18 protein-coding genes are annotated in these 22,266 nt (G+C 56.3%); 6 read left to right on the plus strand and 12 right to left on the minus strand.

What is annotated here, in order from left to right; translation table 11 throughout:
• Positions 1 to 364 precede the first annotated feature (364 nt).
• On the plus strand, positions 365 to 1,486 hold the full coding sequence (locus KXG62_RS11010; protein ID WP_218092000.1) for a mandelate racemase/muconate lactonizing enzyme family protein: 1,122 nt from the start codon (positions 365 to 367) through the stop codon (positions 1,484 to 1,486).
• A gap of 52 nt (positions 1,487 to 1,538) precedes the next feature.
• Here the strand turns inward: KXG62_RS11010 and KXG62_RS11015 are convergent, their stop codons facing one another.
• Together KXG62_RS11015 and KXG62_RS11020 are read right to left on the minus strand one after the other, a co-directional pair.
• Positions 1,539 to 2,600 (minus strand): Gfo/Idh/MocA family protein, encoded by a 1,062-nt coding sequence (locus tag KXG62_RS11015; protein ID WP_218092001.1) that lies wholly within the window; start codon positions 2,598 to 2,600, stop codon positions 1,539 to 1,541.
• A 15-nt stretch (positions 2,601 to 2,615) separates the two neighbouring features.
• A complete protein-coding gene (locus KXG62_RS11020; RefSeq protein ID WP_218092002.1) occupies positions 2,616 to 3,431 on the minus strand; it encodes a sugar phosphate isomerase/epimerase family protein in 816 nt (271 codons plus the stop codon).
• A 286-nt stretch (positions 3,432 to 3,717) separates the two neighbouring features.
• Here KXG62_RS11020 and KXG62_RS11025 point away from each other — a divergent pair, with 286 nt between their 5' ends.
• On the plus strand, positions 3,718 to 4,707 hold the full coding sequence (locus KXG62_RS11025) for a hydroxyacid dehydrogenase (RefSeq protein WP_218092003.1): 990 nt from the start codon (positions 3,718 to 3,720) through the stop codon (positions 4,705 to 4,707).
• 220 nt (positions 4,708 to 4,927) lie between these two features.
• On the opposite strand, the gene KXG62_RS11030 is transcribed toward KXG62_RS11025, so the two are convergent.
• The 3 genes from KXG62_RS11030 to KXG62_RS11040 form a co-directional block, all read right to left on the minus strand.
• Positions 4,928 to 5,377: a GNAT family N-acetyltransferase gene (locus KXG62_RS11030; RefSeq protein ID WP_246627392.1), complete on the minus strand. Its 450-nt coding sequence runs from the start codon at positions 5,375 to 5,377 to the stop codon at positions 4,928 to 4,930.
• Between the two features lie 168 nt (positions 5,378 to 5,545).
• Positions 5,546 to 6,919 carry a hypothetical protein gene (locus tag KXG62_RS11035; protein ID WP_218092004.1) on the minus strand — a complete coding sequence of 458 codons (1,374 nt, stop codon included), beginning with the start codon at positions 6,917 to 6,919 and terminating at the stop codon, positions 5,546 to 5,548.
• Between the two features lie 252 nt (positions 6,920 to 7,171).
• Positions 7,172 to 8,491 (minus strand): ABC transporter substrate-binding protein, encoded by a 1,320-nt coding sequence (locus KXG62_RS11040; protein ID WP_218092005.1) that lies wholly within the window; start codon positions 8,489 to 8,491, stop codon positions 7,172 to 7,174.
• A gap of 881 nt (positions 8,492 to 9,372) precedes the next feature.
• Here KXG62_RS11040 and KXG62_RS11045 point away from each other — a divergent pair.
• Positions 9,373 to 9,864 (plus strand): HIT family protein, encoded by a 492-nt coding sequence (locus tag KXG62_RS11045; protein ID WP_218092006.1) that lies wholly within the window; start codon positions 9,373 to 9,375, stop codon positions 9,862 to 9,864.
• A gap of 242 nt (positions 9,865 to 10,106) precedes the next feature.
• On the opposite strand, the gene KXG62_RS11050 is transcribed toward KXG62_RS11045, so the two are convergent.
• From KXG62_RS11050 to KXG62_RS11065, 4 genes are read right to left on the minus strand one after another with little or no spacing between them, the layout of a single operon-like run.
• The gene (locus tag KXG62_RS11050; RefSeq protein WP_218092007.1) at positions 10,107 to 11,294 is read right to left on the minus strand and encodes a Gfo/Idh/MocA family protein; all 1,188 of its coding nucleotides are present in this window, start codon (positions 11,292 to 11,294) and stop codon (positions 10,107 to 10,109) included.
• A 23-nt stretch (positions 11,295 to 11,317) separates the two neighbouring features.
• Positions 11,318 to 12,715 (minus strand): enolase C-terminal domain-like protein, encoded by a 1,398-nt coding sequence (locus KXG62_RS11055; RefSeq protein WP_218092008.1) that lies wholly within the window; start codon positions 12,713 to 12,715, stop codon positions 11,318 to 11,320.
• Positions 12,702 to 13,559 carry a sugar phosphate isomerase/epimerase family protein gene (locus KXG62_RS11060; RefSeq protein ID WP_218092009.1) on the minus strand — a complete coding sequence of 286 codons (858 nt, stop codon included), beginning with the start codon at positions 13,557 to 13,559 and terminating at the stop codon, positions 12,702 to 12,704. The genes KXG62_RS11055 and KXG62_RS11060 overlap by 14 nt, the downstream gene beginning before the upstream one ends.
• 23 nt (positions 13,560 to 13,582) lie before the next feature.
• Positions 13,583 to 14,566, minus strand: a complete 984-nt coding sequence (locus KXG62_RS11065; protein ID WP_218092010.1) for a hydroxyacid dehydrogenase — start codon at positions 14,564 to 14,566, stop codon at positions 13,583 to 13,585.
• A gap of 144 nt (positions 14,567 to 14,710) precedes the next feature.
• Here KXG62_RS11065 and KXG62_RS11070 point away from each other — a divergent pair, with 144 nt between their 5' ends.
• Positions 14,711 to 15,478 (plus strand): helix-turn-helix transcriptional regulator, encoded by a 768-nt coding sequence (locus KXG62_RS11070; RefSeq protein WP_218092011.1) that lies wholly within the window; start codon positions 14,711 to 14,713, stop codon positions 15,476 to 15,478.
• 89 nt (positions 15,479 to 15,567) lie between these two features.
• Here KXG62_RS11070 and glyS read toward each other — a convergent pair whose 3' ends face one another.
• Together glyS and glyQ are read right to left on the minus strand one after the other, a co-directional pair.
• Positions 15,568 to 17,649 carry a glycine--tRNA ligase subunit beta gene (gene glyS, locus KXG62_RS11075; protein ID WP_218092012.1) on the minus strand — a complete coding sequence of 694 codons (2,082 nt, stop codon included), beginning with the start codon at positions 17,647 to 17,649 and terminating at the stop codon, positions 15,568 to 15,570.
• Positions 17,650 to 17,652: 3 nt separating this feature from the next.
• Entirely contained in the window at positions 17,653 to 18,528 is an 876-nt protein-coding gene (gene glyQ / locus KXG62_RS11080; RefSeq protein ID WP_218092013.1) for a glycine--tRNA ligase subunit alpha, read from the minus strand.
• A 439-nt stretch (positions 18,529 to 18,967) separates the two neighbouring features.
• Between glyQ and KXG62_RS11085 the strand changes: the two genes are divergently transcribed.
• Positions 18,968 to 20,341 (plus strand): AraC family transcriptional regulator, encoded by a 1,374-nt coding sequence (locus KXG62_RS11085; RefSeq protein ID WP_218092014.1) that lies wholly within the window; start codon positions 18,968 to 18,970, stop codon positions 20,339 to 20,341.
• 67 nt (positions 20,342 to 20,408) lie between these two features.
• A complete protein-coding gene (locus KXG62_RS11090; protein WP_218092015.1) occupies positions 20,409 to 21,365 on the plus strand; it encodes a VOC family protein in 957 nt (318 codons plus the stop codon).
• A 202-nt stretch (positions 21,366 to 21,567) separates the two neighbouring features.
• Here KXG62_RS11090 and KXG62_RS11095 read toward each other — a convergent pair whose 3' ends face one another.
• On the minus strand, positions 21,568 to 22,197 hold the full coding sequence (locus tag KXG62_RS11095; protein ID WP_218092016.1) for a GNAT family N-acetyltransferase: 630 nt from the start codon (positions 22,195 to 22,197) through the stop codon (positions 21,568 to 21,570).
• Positions 22,198 to 22,266: the final 69 nt, after the last annotated feature.

The raw sequence follows: 22,266 nt of genomic DNA on the forward strand, positions 1-22,266 counted from the left end.
TTATTAATGTTTACGCGTATTCATAATGATTCTTTCGATCATTAAAAAGAAGTATTCGGTCATTTCAGTTTCATAATACAAGGAATCCGGACCGACAGCAATCTGAAATTTTCTATGCGCTCCATCCGATTCATCCTCCGTCTTCGCCGTCTTTCCCGCTGCGCGATTTAAAGACATATTAATGACAAGGATGACATTTTCAGAGAAGCTATACTAGAATTAAGAAAAGCTCCTTATCGGAGTGCTTCACAGCAGCAGACCCGAGGGTTTGCGCGTGGCAAACCGCTTCGCGTGCAGAAAGCTTCTAGCCGAAGCCGGCTCGTTGAAGATGAATTCATGTTTAGAACAATCAGGAGGACGACCGATGATCATTAAAGACGTTGATGTATATCCGCTGCGGCTGCCGATGAAGCAAAGCTTTGCCATATCGGGCGGCAAGGTCGGCGACCCTTCATCCGGCGCCCCGCACGTCTATGTCAAGCTGACGGATGAGGCCGGCCATGTCGGCTGGGGCGAATGCCGGCCCAGTCACCGGTGGAGCTACGAAACGCTCGAGAGCGTCGTATCGACGCTTCGGCACTATATCAAGCCGCTGCTCCTCGGCCAGCCGGCCGAAGACGTGCAAGGGCTTACGGCGCAAATGAACCGGCATATCGCCGGCGGTCAGAGCGCAGGACAGCCGATCGCCAAAGCCGCCGTCGATATGGCGCTGCATGATTTGATCGCCAGGCGCCGGCAGGTTCCGCTTGCGGGGCTGTGGCTTTCTTCAGGGCAAGGCGCCGTGAACCTGTCTTATTTGATCAGCACCGCAAGCCCCGATGAAGCGGCCGCTCATGCGATGGCCGCCAAGGAGCAGGGCTATCTCGGCGTCGATGTCAAAATCGGCCTGAACCCGGCCAAAGACATGGAGATCCTCGAAGCAGTCAAACAGCATGCGCCAGGCCTGTTCTTCCGGGTGGACGCCAATCAGGCGTACGACCTGCCTGCCGCCGTTCGGACCGGCAAGGCGCTGGAACGTCTAGGCGTCGACGTATTTGAGCAGCCGCTGGCAGCGGGCAACCTGCTCGGCCACGCCGAGCTGCGCAGAAAGATCGGCGTCCCGATCGCGCTGGACGAAAGCGTCTGGTCCCCCGGAGATACGCTGCAGGCGATCCGGCTCGAAGCATGCGATATGATCGTCGTGAAGGTGACGAAGATGGGCGGACTGTCCGGCGCCAAACTGTGCGGTGAAATCGCCAAAGCATCCGGCCTTGGCCTGCTCGGAGGCGGCTTGACGGAGTCCAGACTCGGCCTATCGGCCTCGGCCCAGTTGTTCCACCATTTGCAGATCCGCACGCCGGTCGACCTGAACGGGCCCTTCTTCCTTGCTGACGATCCCGTCGAAAGCTTCCCGGATTTGCAGGACGGCGCGATCCGGCTGTCGGGCAGACCCGGAACCGGCTGCGACGTTTCCATGCACAAGATCGACCGATATACATACGCTTAACGAGATAAAGGCGGTTCGGACCCTAGGTCCGATACCGCCTTTATACTGGAGCCTACAGCTCCACTTCGCGTCCCAAGCGGGCCGACTCGTAAATGCCGCACAGCATTTTCATCACTTCGATGCCGTCCTCGACAGGGCTTCTCGTCTCCGTCCGGCCGAAGCAGGCGCTGACGAAGCCGTTGATCTCCTCCTGAAAGCCGCGCGCGAAATCGAAACCGACCTGGTTGATCTGCGGCGTGATGTTCAAGATCGTGTTATGCTTTTCCGAGACGATCGAGAACTCCGGTTCCACTTCTGCGCCGCCTTTATCCCCGTACAGCTTGACCGACACCTCGTCCTTCTTGGCATGGAGCGTAAAGCTCACGTCCACCGTCAGCGTAGCCCCGTTCTCAAAGCGGATGAACGCGGAAGCCAAATCCTCGACATCGTTATGCTCCGCGTTATAGTCGGACGCTTTGTAGAAGTTCAGGTTCCGTACGTTCGACCGGTTGCCGAGACGCTTGAACGTGCTTCCGCTGATCGTTTTTACTTTCGGCTTGCCCATCAAATACCAGCACAAGTCGATAAAATGAACGCCAAGGTCGATCAGCGGTCCTCCGCCGGAACGCTCGACGTCGGAGAACCAGCCTCCCGGGTTGCCCAGACGGCGGATGCAGGTTGCTTTCGCATAATAAATTTCGCCCAGATCCCCGTTGTCGAGGAACGTCTTCAGCACCTCGGTATTCGTGCCGAAACGGCGCACGAATCCGACCTGAAGCACTTTGCCGGAACGCTTGACCGCTTCCTGCACCTGATACGCTTCCTCGACGGTTTTGCACAGCGGCTTCTCGACGAGCACATGCTTGCCCGCATCGAGTGCGGCGATGCTGATCGGCGCATGGGAATTATTCCACGTGCAGATGCTGACGGCGTCGATCTCCGGATCGGCTAACAGATCGCGGTAGTCCGTATACGTATTCGGGACGCCGTGCTTCTCCGCCTTTTGCTTGACGCGCGCTTCGTTACTGTCGCAAAACGCGTGCAGCACGACCTCCTTGTTGTTCAAATACGATTTGATATGATGCTCGGAAATCGAGCCGACGCCAATCACGCCGATTTTTAATTTGTCGCCCATCTGTATGCCTGCCTCCTAAAGTAATTTCATATTGTGGTAGCTTTCGCGAATCCCGTCCGCTTCCACGCCTTGCCCTTCGTATTCCAGCACATAGGCCCCGTCATAGCCCGACTTCCTGAGCAGATCGAGAATGGCCGGAATATCGACATCTCCGCCACCGGCCGGCACGCCGTCGAACGCTTGGTTCCCGAGCGATTTGTACCGGCCGCCGTCGCTTTTCTTGAAGTCCTTCACATGAACGTGGCCGATGTACGGCAGCAGCAACCGGGCAGCGTGAACCGGGTCCTCGTCAACGAGCAGGAAGTTGCCGACGTCCAGCGTAGATTGGAGCGCGGGCGATCCGACGGCTTCAATGATATGGCGGACCTGCTCGCCTCTGCCCGCCAGCTTGCCGTGATTCTCAAGGCACAGCGACATACCCGCCGCTTCCGCCTCCTTGGCGGCAGCGCCGAGTCCATCCACGATCCACTGCAGCGCGTCGCCATAATCGATGCCGTCCAGCAAATTTCCGGAAAAAACGCGTATCGTACGAGTTCCTAACTGCTGCGCAACAGGAAACGCTTCCGTAATCTGCAGCAGCGCTTTCCGGCGCGCTTCCGGATCCTGGCTTACGAAATTGTTGCTGACGGCGTAGCTGACGACGGTAATGCCGCATTGCTTCGCGCAGGCCGCCGTTTCCTCCAGCTCGCTCGCCGCATCCTGCCAAAAATGGGCAAGCAGCTCTACCTTCCGGTAGCCTTCCGCTTCGCAAAACCGCAGGAAGTCGGTCGCGCGCCATCCCTTCTCCTTCGCTGTCCGGTGCACGCTCCACATGCTCAAAGCCAAGTCCATTGCGTTCGCTCCCTTTCGTTTCCGGTACTGTCGATTCCAAGACCAAACTAACAAATTTCACCAGACAGTGCTATTGTAAACTACAGATTTCCGTCGGACAACTCGATGAATTGCCAAAAAATGAATACATTCCGGCCCGTACTTACCTACGCCCGCAAGAACTCTTTTTTGGTCATTTTTTCGTCAGCCAAATCGATTGTATGCGCTTTACGCCGCTTGTATAATTTTCACAAGATGCAAGGCGCACGCCCGTTCACCCATTTCATAAATTACTGGAGGAATAACAATGAAAATTGCGATACTACCCTCAGCCGCAAGACAGCATGCCGTGTTCTCCCAAGAGCATATCGCCGAGCTGGAAACGTTCGGCGCGGTCGTCTGCAACGCCACGGAAGGCGACCCTTCCAAGGAACAGGTCATGGAAGTGATTCAAGGCGCCGACATCGCGATCACGTCGTGGGGCTGCCCTTCGCTCACCGCCGATGTGCTCGACCGGGCGCCGGAACTGAAACTGATTGTGCATGCCGCCGGGACGATCAAAGGCATCGCTTCACCGGACGTGTGGGCGCGAGGCATCCGGGTTTCCAGCGGTAACGGGCCGCTTGGCCAAGGCGTCGCGGAAACCGCCCTCGGGTTCACGATCACCGCACTGAAAAACATGTGGACCTTGAACCGCGCCACCCACGCCGGCGGATGGAAGGAAGGCCGCGATCGCGTAAGGGAAATGGTCGGCGTGCGCATCGGCGTGCTCGGCGCGGGCAAAGCCGGGCGGCACTACATTCAGCTGCTGAAGCTGTTCGACGTGCAGGTGCTCGTACATGATCCGTTCCTGAGCGCTGCTGAAGCGGAGCAGCTCGGCGTTACGCTGTGCAGCCTTGAGGAGATGCTGGCCGCCTCCGATGTCGTCTCGATTCATGCGCCGTCGCTGCCCTCCACGAACAAAATGATCAACAAGGATCGGCTCGCCCTGATGAAGGACGGCGCCATTCTGATCAATACGGCCCGCGGATCCATCATCGACGAAAGTGCCCTCATTCCCGAATTGCAAAGCGGCAGGCTGTTCGCTTGCCTGGACGTCACCGATCCGGAGCCGCCTGCGCCGGACCACCCGTTCCGCTCGCTGCCCAACTGCGTGCTGACGCCGCATATTGCCGGAGCCGTGACGAACGGTTTGCGCCGGCTCGGACGTTTCGCGGTCACGGAAGTCCGGCAGTTTGCATCCGGCCAGCCGCTCACCGGCGAAGTCGAAGCGTCTGCGCTGAGCACGCTCGCCTGATAAGCGACGCCGGTCCGGCATGTTGATCAGGCCGCCCCGGATATTGCGCGGGCGGCCTTGATTGCATACGCTTGATCCCCTCCTGCTGCGATAGGAAAAGGACCTTTTTGGGTTGATGCAGATGTATTCGTTATATTCAACAGGCCGTTCCTTGCCAAGAAGGAACGGCCTCTCTCATGGATGGACTTGCGGACCGGATCGCTCAAGCCGCAGGCGGACTCTACCGGTTCGCGTTCAAGTTCAAATTGAACACTTGCTGGGCTTTCACATGCTCGTAACCGATCCCTTTGTAAAACGCATGCGCATCCGTTCGCTGCGCGCCGGACCGCACCCGCACGATGCCATAACCGGCTTCACGCGCCCACTGCTCGCAGGACCGCATCAGCTGCTTGCCGATTCCCATGCGCTGACAGCGCTGATCTACGACCAGCCCGCCGATCTCCGCGAACGGATCGCTCTCGAGCAAATGTCGGCCATGGACATGCACCCAACCGACGACACCATAGGTTTCATGCTCCATCACGAATACCGCATGATCGGTATCTTGCATAATCCGGGAGAGCCGCTCGCGCATTAGCCGCTCCTCTGCGGGATATCCCAGCTGTTCGGACAAGCCGCATAGCGGCAAAGCATCCGATAACTGCGCCTTTCGTATGGTCATTTCGCTCATCTCTGCCCTCCTAGCTTTCACATACTCTTTATCGTATCACAGGAACGAATAGAAGCGTGATGTTTTATCCTGCTGGATTCAATCTATCCATCTAACGGTACAGCGAAAGACGGCATCCACAGTTGGATACCGTCTTTCTGTCACTGTGCAGCATGCGCTGCGCCACAATTAATTGGCGGCTGCTTGAGAAGAAGCTTCTTGCTTCTGCTCTTCTTTACTTTTGTGATTCTTTTTCACTTTCAATTCCGCAGCATCAAGCGTGATTCCTTTTTCCTTGGCGAGGTCGGCAATCGACTTGCCCGCTTGCAACTGCTTCATCAGCTCTTCTGTCGTCATTCCCAGCTTTTGCGCCAACTCGCCCGGAGCCGCCCATGCCTCGTGCCGCTTGTCATGTCCTCCGTCGCGAAGCGCGCTTTGAACTCTTTTCTTAATGCCTTCCGCAAGACCCGATTTCAGCTTATCGGCCATTTCCTGCTTCAGCTTTCCTGCTGCTACCTGCTCGTCGATCGCTTTCGTCTGCGCGTCCACCAGCTTCTGTACATAAGCGTCCAGCGCCAGTCCGTTCGCCTCGGCGATTTGCGCCAGCGTCTTCCCTTCCTTCAGCCCGCTCTGAACCACGCTCTCTTCCACGCCCAGAATCGTCGCCGTTTCCTTCGTCAGATTGCCGCCCGCAAAGCCAAAGCTTGGACCTTGACCGTGACCTTGTGGGCGTGTTCCCGGACCGCCGAAGCCTTTGCTCTCTACCGATTTCTTGATCCGATCCGCAAGGCCCGATTTCAGCTTATCGGCCATTTCCTGCTTCAGCTTCCCTGCTGCTACCTGCTCGTCGATCGCTTTCGTCTGCGCGTCAACCAGCTTCTGTACATAAGCGTCCAGCGCCAGTCCGTTCGCCTCGGCGATTTGCGCCAGCGTCTTCCCTTCCTTCAGCCCACTCTGAACCACGCTCTCTTCCACGCCCAGAATCGTCGCCGTTTCCTTCGTTAGGTTGCCGCCCGCAAAGCCGAATCCCTGACCTTGGCCTGGACCTTGAGGACGCGCTCCCGGACCGCCGAAGCCTTTGCTCTCCACCGATTTCTTGATCCGATCCGCAAGACCCGATTTCAGCTTATCGGCCATCTCCTGCTTCAGCTTTCCTGCTGCTACCTGCTCGTCGATCGCTTTCGTCTGTGCGTCCACCAGCTTCTGCACGAAAGCATCCAACGCCAGTCCGTTCGCCTCGGCGATTTGCGCAAGTGTCTTCCCTTCCTTCAGCCCGCTCTGAACCACGCTCTCTTCCACGCCCAGAATCGTCGCCGTTTCCTTCGTTAGGTTGCCGCCCGCAAAGCCAAAGCCTGGACCGCCGCCTCGTTGTCCTCTAGCATCGAACCCTTTACCGCGCTCCTTGTCCGACTTGTTCTTGCTTGTTTCCGATTTATTCTTCGCCGTGTCGCTAGTCCCCGTATCGGCTGCAAGTACTTGCGAATGCGCTCCTATCAAGCCGGCCCCGATCAAAAAGCTCGCCGCAATGGCGCTAGCAATCACTTTTTTGCTTTTATTGTTCATATGTAATCCGCCTCTCATTTGGATAATTTACCCTACGCTTTATATAATAGAACGAAATTATGAATTAAAAATGAATACAAACTTAATGGATGTTAAAGATTAGCTGAGCGCTTGCTGAAAATGAAAAGCCTGCCATCTCCGCTGCCGATTATGCGAGAAACGGAGCCAAAAAAATAACCACCGACCGCAAGGGTCAGTGGTTGGATAGTGGTGCGTGTTTCATAGCTTTTGTTTTTACATGAACACCTAACTTTACTGCTTCATCAGCTCGGCGATTTTCTTGTCGGCTGCATCCTGCGTTTCTCTGAGCACCGTGTTGATGTCCTTTTTATTGAGAGCCAGTTCAGCGCGCATTGCACGAATCAGCGTTTGCACGTCTTTGTCATATTTGTTCGGAGGCGGCGTCGGCGTATTCGAATATTTGAAAATAGCCGCCAAGTTTTTGCCTTTCAACAGCGGGCTTTCCGTTCCGAACGCTTTGACAAGATCCGGATCTTTCAGGACAGGAATCCGCGAAAACTTACTGATGAGCAGCTGCGATTCTTTGGACGTTACGAGCTGAATCACTTGCATCGCTTGTTCCTTATGCTTGCTTGGTTTCGTAATGACCATCATATCCGCCAGCGCATGGCGTCCCTTCCCTTTGGCATCCTCGAAGGTCGGGTTCGTCACGATATCCCAGTTCGGAGCACCGCCCGTTTCTTCCGCCTCGAGAAGCTGGCTGATCAGTTTGGACACCCAGTCCGCTTCCATAGCCAGTCTCTTTTCTTTCATGAAGGTCGCTTCTGCATAGGCATACGATTTGCCGTTGACAACGCCAGGAATATTGTAGTTCGCCTGGAACAGATCAAGAATTTTGTGGTACATCGGAATATCTACAAGCGCCTTGTTCGTCTTCGGATCGACGAACGGCTGCGTATAAGGGCTGATGATATGGTCAGGGAAGCGAGGATCCCAACCGATATATTGAACGCCATCCGCCTGTCTCGTCAACTTGCGTGCCAAATCCAGCACTTCGCTCCAGAGCATGTCGTCCTTCGGATACGGAACGCCGAACTTGTCGAAGATGTCTTTATTGTAGAATAAAGCGCCCGTATTTCTGCTGAACGGAATCCCTTGAAGCTCTTTGCCTTTGGAATCGAGGTTGCGGACCGCCTGGATCGTCTCCGGAATAAATTGATTCAGGTCCATCTTGAATTTCGAGACCAGATCGGTCAAATCCGCAGGAAGATCCAATGCAGCGAGCGGCATATGCCAGTCGTTATCGGAGAAGATCAAGTCCGGCACTTCGCCGGCGACAATCAACTTCTCGAGATCGCCTTCGATTTTTTCCAGCGTAATATTCGGATACTTCTTCTTGACAGGATCTACGAAGAACGTCTGGAATTCTACTGGCGAAAGTCTTGTCACGTTAACGTAAAACTTCAAAGTGACCGGATCGGTAGATACTTTCAGTTCGGCTTCCGGCGCCGCTTTGTTCGGTTCGGCAGGCTTGCTCCCGGAGGAACATCCTGTCAATGCGATCATGCCGGCCAGCATGGCCACAGTCATTTTTTTGTAATGATGGCTCATCTTTCTACTCCCCTTTTGTACGAATGTGTTATGCTGCTTCATTAATGCGAGAATACGGCTCATCTCGTCCCGTTCATCCCGGCTTCAGGATGCCCGGTCATTCCATCCCCCCTTTCAAGCGTTCCCTCCGGATATTGTTCCTGCGCAGAAGCTCCGGCCGTTACGGCATTAAACAGTGGACAAGCGAGAAACCTTTCCTATCATAATGGAGGAATGTTAAAACGATGTTCGAAAAATGATAAGGATTTGTAAAGATTTCCCCCGATTCGACACGTTGGCAATGTAAGTGCTTCCGAAACAATCGTTGCGCTTACAAAACCGCCGCTGCCGAGACCTTCAAGATGTCCAAGTACGGAAAAACGAACATCGCCAGCGAGACTCCCGTGAAGTTTGACCGATTACCGCGCAGCGCCAAACTTCCGCAACACGCTGAAACGCTTACAAATTGCGCTGCTGCATGACCAAGGATCGAATCCTTCCGAAACATAGCTGCAACCGCTTACGCAAACGTGAACATGTTGCAGAGAGATAAAAAAACCTTATCCTAGTAAACATACCCAGACCACAACAATGGAAGGATATGATTACGGGTAAGGTTTTCTCCAGGACTCAAGCCTTTGCCGTATGCTCATATGATTATAATCATCATAGTTCCTCAGTCAGATATTGTCAACTAAAAAAAACTTTATATTTCGACAAACCCAATCCGTTCATTGGACCTACCTCCACGTTCGGTCGAATCAAATGTAAGGCGGCCGATTACAAAGCTTTTGCGGAATATAATTCCATAACGGACTGACATAAATCCATTATGATTCGTCGCGCGATGGTTTACAGTGGACGTAGTGAATGAAATGTCTCACATGGAGGAGGGAATGACCATGACAGACGATTGCCTGATTTGCAGTCGAATCGCGCAAATTCATCAAGGCGCGAACCCCCATTTTGTCGCCGAGCTTACGACCGGATTTGTCGTCATCGGGGATCATCAGTATTTTAAAGGGTATACGCTCTTTCTGTGCAAGGAGCATGTGACCGAACTGTATCATTGCGAGAAGGAAATGAAGGAGAACTTTCTGATCGAAATGAGCCTTGTCGCCGAGGCGGTGCATCGCTGCTTCAAGCCCGACAAATTAAACTACGAGCTGCTCGGAAACGGCGACGCGCATATGCATTGGCATTTGTTTCCGCGACGAAAGGACGAAACGGGTCCGAAAGGTCCGGTATGGTGGACGGATCGCAGCGTCATGTATTCCGACGAAGCAAAGCCCGATGCGGCGGAGCTGGCGTCCATGAAGTCCCGGCTGTATGCGGAGCTGGCGCTGATCGCCGGGGAACGAATCGTGCAGGCAGGCGTCACGCTTGGCGATTAAAGGCGCAGCCCCCCTTTCCTGCTCCATATCCGGGTCTGGCATCGTTAGCTGCTTCACTTCGATCGGCGGCAGCACGCAGCAAGTAGAGCCGCCTGAACAGAAGCGGCAGCCACTGGCCGCCGCCAGCCCGTTGTCCATTCATCGAAAGCAATCAAGCTTATTCGCGTCCGGGGCGGCGATGCTTGAATGCATCCACTATATAAGGTAGTCCTGCTATGACTTGGACCCGTCCTGCCTTTCCGTTAACGAAACGAATCTTTGACATCGACATGGACATTGTCGTTATTGGCAGCCGGTTTGCTGTAAGTGGATCGCTCGATCAGGCTTTGGAGCGTCCGTTCGAATTCGCCGCCGTCCAGCGGCAGAAGCACCCTGCTCTCGCGCAGCGCCGACAGCACCATTCCGTTAATCATCATGAGCGAGTTCAGTCCTTCAGCCGCAGGAACGAGCGGAGCTTTCCGTTCAAGAATGGCTTGAACGAAATCTTCCAGTATTCGTTCATGCCCCGGCCCCTTCGTTCCCGTGAACTCCAGCTCCTCCCCATGGCTTTTCACCGTGCCGAAAGCTTGCTGCGATTGCCGGATATAATCGAGCGCCGACTGCTCGTTGATGCGCATTGTAATTTTTTTGTCTTCATAAACAAGCTTGCCGTATTCCCCGACGATTTCGAGCCGATCGGTGCCGGGACATTCGGCGGTGGAGGCGATGAAGCTTCCGACCAGTCCCCCTTCGTGCTGCAGCAGCGCCTGCACTTCGTCCTCGACTTCGATATGATGATACTTGCCGAACGACGCCGTCGCCGTGATCGATTGCGGGAGCCCGAACAGCCACCACAAGATGTCCAGATTATGCGCACATTGATTGAGCAGCACGCCGCCGCCTTCTCCGGACCATGTCCCCCGCCAATTGCCGACGTTGAAATACGCCTGCGGCCGGAACCAGCTCGTATTGGTCCACGAATAGCGCAGCAGCTTCCCGAATTTGCCGCTCTCGATCATCTCCTTGACGATTCGCCAATGCTCGCTCGTACGCTGCTGGTAAATGGCGGCGAATACAAGATCGGGATGATGCCGTTTCTGCTCTTCATGAGCGGCAATCATCCGTTCCGCGTCCTTTGTATGCGCGGCAACCGGCTTTTCCACGAGGACGTGAATGTTTCGGCGCAGCGCTTCGATCGCCATTTGCGTATGCTGGTAATGCGGCGTAGCGACGATGACCGCATCCACGTCGCCGGCGTCCAATAAAGCGAGATAATCGGTATAGCCCTGCACCTGATGCTCCGCGGACAGCTTCCTGACTTTCTCTTCCTTCTGACTCCAGACCGATACGACCCGGCAGCGATCGATGCGGGACAGCTGCTCCAAATACAGCTGCCCCATATTGCCCATTCCGATTATGCCGATGTTGACTTTGCCATTTCCCGGTATCACCGGAATCACCGCCTTTATGCTGTCTAATAGCGAGCTGCGGGCTCCGGAAGCGGCCTCACCATTTCCGCAGCACGGTAACCGAATCCGCTGCCGGATAGGCTGTGCAGCCGCACCTTGCCTTGGCGCCTCTGATATAAACCCGGATGCACCCGGGCTTCGTACCCGGAAGCTTCAGGGTAAAACTGCATGCCGTTCGTCTCGACTCCCATAATCGTGCCTGCGTAGTACGCGAGCAGCACATGCGGGATTTGCGCCAGCATCGGATTCGTCAAATCTTGTACCATCAGCGTCATCCCGTGCGCCTTGGCCCAGCACAGGCTGAGCAGCGCGCCCGTCTGCGTCTTGCACGTCTTCAGCGCGACGCCGGTCCAGCCGAGCTCTCTTCCAAGCTTCACGAGCTCCCAGTCGTGGGCGCTCTCGTCCATAAACAGCGGCTTCCTGGCGCTGACGCTGCGGACATCGAGCCGGTTCGCTTCCAAATCGTATGGAAACGGCTGCTCGATATACAATATCGATTTGTAAATAGCCGGATGCTCCAGCAGCAACCGGTCGAGGATGTCATTCACGTAAGCACAATCCGTCACCTGGCAGTTGAAATCGGCGGTCAGCCACGGCACTTGTCCGGCAATGGCGATCTCGCCGACCTGCACGAGCCGGTTGTAATCCCAAGCTGCGTCGTTGCCCGCAAGCTTTACTTTCAAGCATTGCAGGCCGTCCCGCTCAATCCAGTCCTCCAGCGTATACGGATACCCGTCGTCGGTTTCGCTACCGCTCAGCTCATGCCGGTACAGCAGGTCTTTGCCGCCGACCAGATGCCAGGCGACCAGTTCCTTGGCGGGAGGTGTAGCGAAGAATCGCTCGGGGTACAACCCGTCGAACCGGACGGTTGACCCTTCAGCCGGCTCCAAATAAGCGGATAAATCCGTGTTCATATAACGGGCATTGTACGTCTCGTAGACAGGGACCTGATTCGTAACGCCGTAGGCGTCATGCAGAGCGATGTCGAAAGGGGAAAAGCAGACGAGCGCCGCCAAATACGGGATCGGCTCCGACAAGCCCGATGCTGCGTTGAACGCCTCGACCAGCCTCGGAAGTCGCTCCTTCTGGTACGCGTGGCCCAGCTCGAACGCATGGCCCTGTTCCTGCCAAACGGCCAAATCTTGGGCGATCAGCTCGCACATGCGTTTGAGTGCACGTTCACGCACGTCGTAACTCAGTGCGCTCGGCCATACCCACTGCACGCTGAGCGGCGTTTCGCCCCATCCCTGCGCCTGTTCTCCGCGCCGGTTCTCCGTTCGAACGCACACTCTGGCGCACGTTACGCTCGTGAGCACTTCAGAGCCGAACTTCAAAGGTACGCGGGTTTGCACCGGCAAATAGAACAGCTCGAGTCCTTTGACCATTATATCATACGGCTTCATTGGCGGCCTCCGTCTGCTCCAGCACCTTCGTCATATACCGTACTTCTTCTTTTAACGCAGGAATCAGCAGGTCCAGGCTGGCGCTATGGTAAAATGGCTGAAAGTTGAATACACCGCCAAAATTCGCCTTGCGGAGCGCCTTGACGATCACATGCCAGTTCGTAACCCCTTCCTGGCACGGCGTCCATACTTTGGACCAGCCTTTGTTCGGAGCGGCCGCATCCTCGGGACGAAACCGGTATGCCCCGTCCTTCACGCCCACGGCGGCAGTGTAGCTTCCTAATCCGGCAATCGCTTTGTTCCAGTTGTCCGAGCCTTCATGAAACTGATTGCCGGGGTCCAGCATAATGCCAATATATTCGGAACGCATGCCGTTGACCAGGGCGAGCGCCTCGTACGCATGCTGAATCAGCATGCGGTCGCCGTGATGCAGCTGGTACACCGCCTTCACGCCAAATTTCTCACAAAGCTCGGCCATGCGCTGCATCTGCATGCGCGCCTGCTCCATCTGCGCCATCAAATCTTCGCCTGCTTGATACGTGAAATACGACATGCGGAAGCTTGTAATGCCGTTGTCCGCCATAACCCGCAATGGCGTATCGTCCTCGGACAGCATCTCCGGCGAGTAGCCGGTCGTCGCAAACGTCACGTTCACATGATGCCGCTGCATCGTCCGGATGAAGGCCGGCGCCTCCTCGGCCATACGCTGCGGCGTAACCCAATAGCCGTCGCGCACCACGAGATCGACCGCCTCGAACCCGCACTCCTGAGCAAGCTCTGCCAGCTCATCAGCACTGCAGCTCTGAAAAAACTTGGGGAACAGCGAGGTTGTCATCTGTTTCATGGAGCATCCCTCCGTAAATGAAATTAGGCAAGCCGGTCGAGCATATCCCAGGTGACGACCATTTTCGGCTTTTGCCCGCTCAAATAAGCTTTGAGATCTTCAACGACCTGATTGCCGATATGGTAGCTTTGTCCTCCAGCCAAATGGGAAGTGTAGATGACATTGGGCAGCGTACGGATCGGATTATCCATGTCCGCCGGTTCCGGATCGGATACGTCGAGAAAAGCGAACAACCGGCCTTTTTGCAGCTCGGCGATAAGCGCCTGCTCGTCAATGCACCCGCCGCGCGAGGAATTGATGAAGACGGCATCGTCCTTCATCGTCTGAAATTCCTTCGCGCCCATCATATGCCGCGTGCTCTCGGTCATCGGCGTATGCATCGTAATGGCGTCGCACTGCGCGCACAGCTCCAGCAGCGAATCGACCTTCGCAGCGCCCAGCTCCGCCGCCGCTTCATGCGTAATGTACGGATCGTACAGCAGTACGCGCGGACCGAACGGACGAACCAACTGCAAAAAGTAACGACCGACCTGCGAAGCGCCAATAATTCCGATCGTCGCCGCCGCCAAATACAGCTTGTTCGGCACGGGCGCTCTCCGCTCGGTGCGGTTGCTCTGCGCGTTCGGGATAATGCGGCGCAGGCCGATAATCATCTCGCCGAGCACCATCTCCGCGACCGTCCGCCCAATCGCCGGAGCGCAGGAAGCGATCATGATGTCTTTTCCCTGCAATTCATCGCTAAAAAATGCTTTGACCGACCCGGCGGCATGCTCCCATAGCTTAATCTCCGGACACGCCTCCAGGATCGCCCTGCTCGGCTTCGGCGTTTTCCATGAACCGACAGACACTTCGCAGCCTTGAAGAAATTGACACGCCTGCTCCTCCGTCAATTGTTCGTCCGTTTCATTCCAGCGCACAGCTGCAATCGCTTCCATTTCTTTGCGACTCGTTTCGGAAAAGATAGCTTTTTGCATGCTGACCGGCAGCAGCACTCCAATTTGCACCATGGTTCATGACACAACCTTTCCTGTTATGTTCTCACATTCAATATATCATCGTACGACAGACGAAACGAATGGCAAAATCGCTTCATTACTTGTCGTTTTGTATCATTATTGGTATGGTTGAGCTACAGGGAGGCGGCCAAGTGTATGAGTACGAATCTGCTCACGTTTTATAAAACCGTAAGACAGAACGCCGGTAAAACCGGCCTGCATTCGCACCCTTTCTGGCAGGTGGAGGTCGCAACGCGCCGGCACATCCGGTATTCGCTGGACGGTGAAAACGAGGAGCTGCATGCCGGTGATGTGCTGTGGATTCCTCCTTTTCGCGAGCATCAATTTTACTACGACGATCCCGGAACGGCCTGGATCAGCCTCAAATTCGACTATAACGGAACGGAGCCGATCGGAACAGGCGGGACGGGCGGCGTCATCCGGAAGTCGGCCTTCACGGAGAAATTCAGCGCAGCGCTCCAAACGATGGTAACCGGCACGGTCCTGAGGCCCTACGAGAAAGCGTTCGTAGAAGCGCTGATCGATGCGCTGTTCGTCTACCTTCACTCGGACGAGCGCAGCCATACGGAAGACGACGCAAGCAAGCTGGTGCGCGAAGTAACCGACATGATCCGGGAAGCGAACGGCAGACCGGTGACCGTAGACGAGCTTGCGACTCGTTTGTCCTATACCCGGGGGCATCTGTCCAAGCAGTTCAAGCAATACACCGGCGAAAGCTTGAAATCGTTCATCGATCGGGTGCGGATGGAAAAAGTGAAGGAAATGCTGCTGTACAGCGAGTTTAATATTTCGGATATTACCGAGGAGCTCGGGTTCAAGGATATTTTTTCGTTCTCGCGGTTTGTGAAGAGGACAACGGGCGTCGGCCCGAGAGCGTTCCGCAGGAGAATCGACGGTTGGTAAAGACGAAGGGGAGCCGTCCTATGGCAGCTCCCCCTTATTGATATGCACACGCTTAATTCAATATAGATCGGTTCGGTGAATTTCCGCTCCTAGCCGACCAGCTTCGAGAAATCGACGAACGACTTCACGTCATCCGCGATGTTCGCCAGCAGCGCAAGCCGGTTGCGTCGCACCGCTTCGTCCTCGGACATGACCATAACGGAGGAGAAGAAGGCGTTAACCGGTTCGCACAGCGAAGTCAATGCCGCCAGCGCCTCGTCCATACGGGCGTCGGCTATGGCCTTGTCGTATCGGTCGTGAACGGCCTGCCACGTATCGTACAGGTCCGATTCCGGCGGCCTCGCGAACAGCCCCGCATCCACGTGCCGCCCTTCCGCCTTGGCCGCCAAGCCGCAGACGCGGTGGAAGCAGTCCAGCGCAGGACGGAACCGCTCCTTGCCCTCCTCCGTCGCCGCCACCGCTAGCGCCTCGGCGCGCAGCACCGTCCGTCGCACGTCGTCCGTAACGGCGCCAAGCACGGCATCGATGATATCGTAGCGAATGCCCCGCTCAGCCAGTACGTTTTTGACGCGCAGCGCGAAGAACTCCTGCATCTCCCGAACGACATCGGCGGCCTCCCGCTTATGTTCGCGGCTGGCGTGGGCATCCAGCGCGATGCGGAACAGCTCCGGCAGCGTCAGCTCCAGCTCGTGAGCCAGCAGCGTGCCGACGATCCCCGCCGCCTGACGGCGAAGCGCGTACGGGTCCTGCGAGCCAGTCGGCACGATGCCGATCGAAAAGCAGCCGACGATCGTATCGATTTTATCGGCGATTCCGACGACCGCACCGATGATCGATGCCGGCGGCTGGTCGGCCGCGCTGCGCGGCGCGTAATGCTCATGGACGGCACGGGCGACCGCATCCGTTTCTCCTACCAGCCGCGCGTACGCCTCCCCCATCACGCCTTGCAGCTCGGGAAATTCGTATACCATCTGGGTCACGAGATCGAATTTGCAAATCTCCGCGGCGCGGCTGACATCCTTGCGTACCGTTTCATCGAGAAGCAAATGCGCGGCAAGCCGATCCGCAATCATTCGAATGCGCCGCACCTTATCGGCCATCGAGCCAAGTTCCTCGTGGTAGACGATCGCCTCCAGCTTCTTCAGCGCATCCGCGATGGAGAGCTTCTGATCTTCCTCGTAAAAAAACTTCGCATCGGAAAGCCGCGCCCGCAGCACTTTCTCGTTTCCTTTGGCTACGATGTCCAGCGATTCCCCGCCTCCGTTGCGCACCGTCACGAAATACGGCTGCAGTTTCCCCGCTTGATCGAGCACGGGAAAATACCTTTGATGCTCCCGCATCGAGGTAATGAGCGCCTTCTGCGGAATGCGAAGAAACGCAGGGTCGAACGAGCCGGCCAGCACCGTCGGCGTCTCGATCAGAAACAATACTTCCTCCAGCAAATCTTCCCTGATGTCGATATGCCAGCCGCGTTCCGCTGCAAGCGACTCCAGCCCCGAGACGAGGCGATGCCGCCGTTCCTCGACATCGGCGATCACATGCTGCGCTCGCAGCACATCCGCATACTGCGAAGCTTCTTCGACTTCGGCATATTGCCCGAGGAACCGGTGTCCGCAGGTGGCACGGCCCGAAGCGACGCCCGCGATTTCCAAATCGACGATATCCGCTCCGTGAAGCGCAACGAGCCAGCGAATCGGGCGAATGTAGCGAAGATCATGACCGCCCCATCGCATCTGCTTCGGAAACGTCAGCGATGTAATGAGTGAGCTAAGCCCTTCCGGCAGCAGCCGCCCCGTCACTTCGCCTTCCCCGATTTTGCGTGCGTACAAATAGGCGACGCCGTCCCGTTCCCGGAAAAACAGCGCGTCCTGCGGCACGCCCTGATTCCGGGCAAATCCGAGCGCGGCTTTGCTCAGCTCACCGGATGCATCCAGCGCAATGTGCCTTGCAGGTCCCTTCACTTCCTCATACAGATCGGACTGCTTGTCGGCGACGTCCTTGACCGAGACGGCCAGCCGGCGCGGCGTCGCATACGCCTTGATCTTCCCGTAAGAGAGACGGCTGTCCGCCAGCCATTTCTCGGTCTTGTCTTGCAACTGTTCCATCGCGGCACGCACGAACCGGGCCGGCATCTCCTCCAAGCCGATCTCCAGCAGCAAATCTTTAGGCATGGTTCATCCCCCTTCCTTTAATAGAGGAAATCCGAGCCGTTCCCGCTCCTGCAAATAGGCGGAAGCGACAGACTTGGCCAAATGCCGCACCCGTCCGATATAACCGGTTCGCTCGGTAACGCTGATCGCTCCTCTTGCATCCAGCAGGTTGAACGTATGCGAACATTTCAATACGTAATCATAGGCGGGAAATACGAGATGCTCCTGTACCGCGCGCAGCGCCTCCGCCTCATAGGTCGAGAACAGCCGGAACAGCATGTCGGGATCGGACACCTCGAACGTATATTTGGAATGCTCGAACTCCGGCTGCCCGAATACGTCCCCATACGTAACGCCGGGCACCCATTCGAGATCGAACACGTTCTCCTTGTCTTGAATATAGGAGGCGAGCCGTTCCATCCCATAAGTAATTTCCACGGCCACCGGACGACAATCGATTCCTCCGATTTGCTGAAAATAAGTGAATTGCGTAATCTCCATCCCGTCGAGCCACACTTCCCAGCCGAGTCCCCAAGCGCCGAGTGTCGGCGCCTCCCAGTTGTCTTCGACGAACCGGATATCGTGCCGACGCGGATCGATGCCGAGCTGGTTCAGGCTTTCCAGGTACAGCTCCTGAATCGGTCCGGGCGACGGCTTCATCACGACTTGAAACTGGTGGTGCTGGTACAGCCGGTTCGGATTGGCGCCATAGCGTCCGTCTACCGGCCGGCGCGACGGCTCCACATAAGCTACATTCCATGGCTCCGGACCGATCGTGCGCAGGAACGTCATCGGATTCATCGTCCCGGCGCCTTTTTCCGTGTCATACGGCTGCATGACGATACAGTTCTGTTCAGCCCAAAACTGCTGCAAGGTTAACGTCATTTGCTGAAAATTCATGGCGAATCACTCCTCCGCGGGGCATGAGATCCGGCCTGCGTCCGTACGATCGATTACGCCAAAAAGGCCCCCGATCCCTACGTCCGCCGCCGTGGCAGACGTAGGGACGGGAGCCGAAGCTCTCGCGGTTCCACCCTACTTGGTTCTCCCAAAGAGAACCCGCTCTTTTCCCATCCTTCTCTCCGGAGCGCCATTTCGCTCGGTCCGCCTCTCCGGGCTTGCACGATCCCCGGCTCGCTGCGCTTGCTGACGACGACCGACTACTTTCTCCTTCATCGAGAGTCATTCTGTTACGAAGTATTCTATCCAAACCGCCGTACGGTGTCAAACGGTATTCTCCCCCGGAACGATCGAATCTGATAAAAAAATACACCTGCCCGGCCCACACATCTGCTACACTGGAAAAAAATGAAATACCGTGCAGCAAGTGGGGTGTTCCATGAAATATATCCATTCCGTTCAGCAAGCGATCGATTACATTGAAGCGCATCTGGACGAGCCTTTGGCGCTGCAGCAAATCGCGGGTCGAGCGTACGTGTCGCTCCCGCATTTATACCGGGCCTTCTATTCGCTTACCGGTCATCCGATTAAAGAATACATCCGCAAACGGCGCATTCATATGGCGGCGATGCATTTGCGGCATTCCGGCAAACCGGTGTGGGATATTGCGCTGGATTGCGGGTTTGATTCGTACCAAGCGTTTACGAAAATGTTCAAGAAAGTGGTGGGCATGACGCCCGGTGCCTACCGGAATGCCGACCTGTACTACTCCTTCGAGGCCGTGAATCTGCTGGCGGACGTTACGTACACAGCGGATAATGAGCTCTTCGCGAGGTATCCCGACGTATCGGTCATTCGCTTCCCTCCGCTGCCAGTGGCCGTATACCGGCGCTGCGCGTCATCATCGCAAGGGATCGAGGAAGACGCTTTCCGTATCGTATTCGCGAAGCTCGAACAAGCCGGATGGCCGATGGAGCGAATCCGCTTGTTCGGTACGAACGTCGAGCGGGCGTCCAGGACGCTGCCGCACGGCTACGACGTCATGGTCCCTTTGCCGGCGGACGGAAAGCGGGCGGCTCCTGACGATTTTCGCATCACAACATTCCCCGGCGGTTTGTATGCGGTCGGCAAATGCGCGGAAACGAGCGAGCCGCTCATCGTGGCCACCTGGGACCGGCTGCTGTCCGAATGGCTTCCCCGAAGTACCTTTGAGCTCGGCGATCATGCCTACGTCGAAGAGTTTCTGACGTATCAAGGCAGCATTACACGCCTGAAGCTATATCTCCCGGTGAAGCGAAAGCAGGAGCCGTCCGCCGCGCTCGAAACGCTCTCGATCGCTCCGTTTGCCGTCGTCGCCTGCAGAGCTTTCGGGCCGGATGCCCGGGGGCGGGCAGACCATGAGCTAAGCGCCTGGCTGTTACGTGCAGGAATGACGGGAATGCCGCAGATGAGGCTGTACATGTCCTACAGCTATGGCGTTGAGCCGGACGAAGGCTATTGGTATGAGCTTGGCGTTGCGATACCGGAAGAAGTCAGCATCCCGGTGCAGGCATCCGCAAGCTGCGCCACGGCTGCGCCGAACTCCGCTCCTGCTGACTGCTCCCGTCCGGACGGCTTCCCGGCAGGAAGCGACCCTCTCCAGCGCATCCATACGCTAGGCGGCGGAATGTACGCCTGCCTCACCTCCGGCGCCTACGGACTCATGAGCGGATTGCTCGAGAAGATGCACCGCTGGCTGTACGCGAACGAAAACTACGCACTCGACGAGAAACAGGCAATGGTTCGCCGAATACGTCGCCGGAGACGGGGGTGATCTGGAACGATCGACTTCTGTAAAATGTTATGTTCCGATCATAGAACAATAAGGAGGACATGCACACATGGGCAAAAATGCGATGAATCCGAAGGATTGGAAAGGTCAAAAAAATGCCGACGGCTATAAGCCGACAGCCGTTCCGAACGCTTTCAAAGTGATCCAGGGACAAGCGGACAACGACAGCAATAAGGAGAATGCCGAAGCAGACGGGAAGCAAACCAATGCTTACCGCATACCGCGGGTCGTCTATGACGGAGGCTCGGTTCACGTTTCGAGGGAACGGCATGCAGCGACGGTCGCATGGTTTGAGAAATATGCCGACTGGAAACGCTCGGGCAAAGAGTTCAAAAGCGACGCGTACATCAATACCGAACTGCAATGGGGCGTATGGATCTACTGCGACGACCGGGTGACGCTGCCCGAGGCTGCACATTCGAATATCCGGTGGTGCTTTAAAGTACGCGACCTGAAAAAGCTGCATGGCGAAATGTCGGCGAACGGCGAGAATATGACGGGTCTGTACCGCGGCCCCATGGGATATGACTATATTGACGTATGGGTATCGGAAGGCGTTCGACTGACCCTCCAAGGAGCTCCGGACATTCCTAATGAAGAATGGTCGCATGACTGGGTTCGAATCGGCGTAACCGATATTCACCAAGCCAAGGCGTGGTACAGCCGTTATATCGGCATGTCCGTTCTTTCCGAACACCCCGAGGAAGGGTATGTCGTGATGGGGATGCGGGCGAATTTCCAGACCGGCGATCAGGAGCACCCTTTTTGGGTATTGGAGCAGCTGCCGGAAGGCGCGGCCGCTTCGTCCGGCAACGACGCGGGTGTTCATAAGGATGAACGAGCAAGACCGTGTACCTTCGTCGACAAATCGGCGTTTGTGGAATACCGCCGGTTTCTTTCCGAGCAGAACCTCGCCGTCAGCGAAATCGAAGGCAGCTTGAAGGGCCTCGCCAAATTTCATCTATTCGATCCGGACGGCAACCGATTTAATATCCAAACCTTTTGACCGTAGGCGGTACGAACCGCAATACGCCCGATGGACACTATGTAGAAAGGGGAAAGGGGACCAGGACCGCAAACAAGCGGCCTTGATCCCCTTTCGTCTTGAACACCTGTCTATCGCAAGCTTATGGATGCTGCGCCACTCACTCCCAGGCGCTAATGCAACTGTACCCTTCCTTACGGTTCAACTGGGGTTTACGTAAACTTCAAGTGAACACGCTGTTGATTCTCGCGTGTCTGGCAGAACGGTGCGCGATATTCGCCATGGACGCCGGAATATCTTCAACAAGCCATAGGTACACATTCCCGGCATCAATCATACGTTCGGCCGTCTGCCGTTGAGCGGGGGACTCGGAGCGGATCCCATACGCATCGGTAGAGAAATCCGCTAGAAATCCGGCGACCGTATCCGCATCCTGCGGCGACGCCTCGCGCATCGTTCCTTTTACGCAGGCTGGGTGTACAACCTCGGGGCACTCATAAGCTTCCATCGCCATATGCGTCCGAAAGGCGCACTGCCGCTCTTCGGCGTATGCCCTCGCAAACCGTTCAGCCGTTTCCGGCTCGCTGCATATGCCGGGCAGCGTCTTGCTGCCCAGCGCTTCAACCAATTCGCGAATCCGCCGGTCTCGCTCCGCCCTGCGCACGCTGCCGCAAATCCATAACCATGCGCGATGCCCCGGCGTCTGCGCGAAGATCATCCGACCGTCCGCCGACTTCAAGCCGAACATGTCGGAGTCATCGCTGATCCGGTGCAGTAAATTGTACGGAACTTCCGCGTCGATAAACGGCGGTGTATTCAAAATACGGTCATCGCGTTCAAGCTTGCGCAGCATCGGCTTCTCTCCTTCGCTTGTTTGTCCTGTGGTACCGGCAGCCGCTGGCCGCCTGAGCTTGTTGCGAAA

This window comes from Paenibacillus solanacearum (genome assembly GCF_910593845.1).
Lineage (GTDB): Bacteria > Bacillota > Bacilli > Paenibacillales > NBRC-103111 > Paenibacillus_G > Paenibacillus_G solanacearum.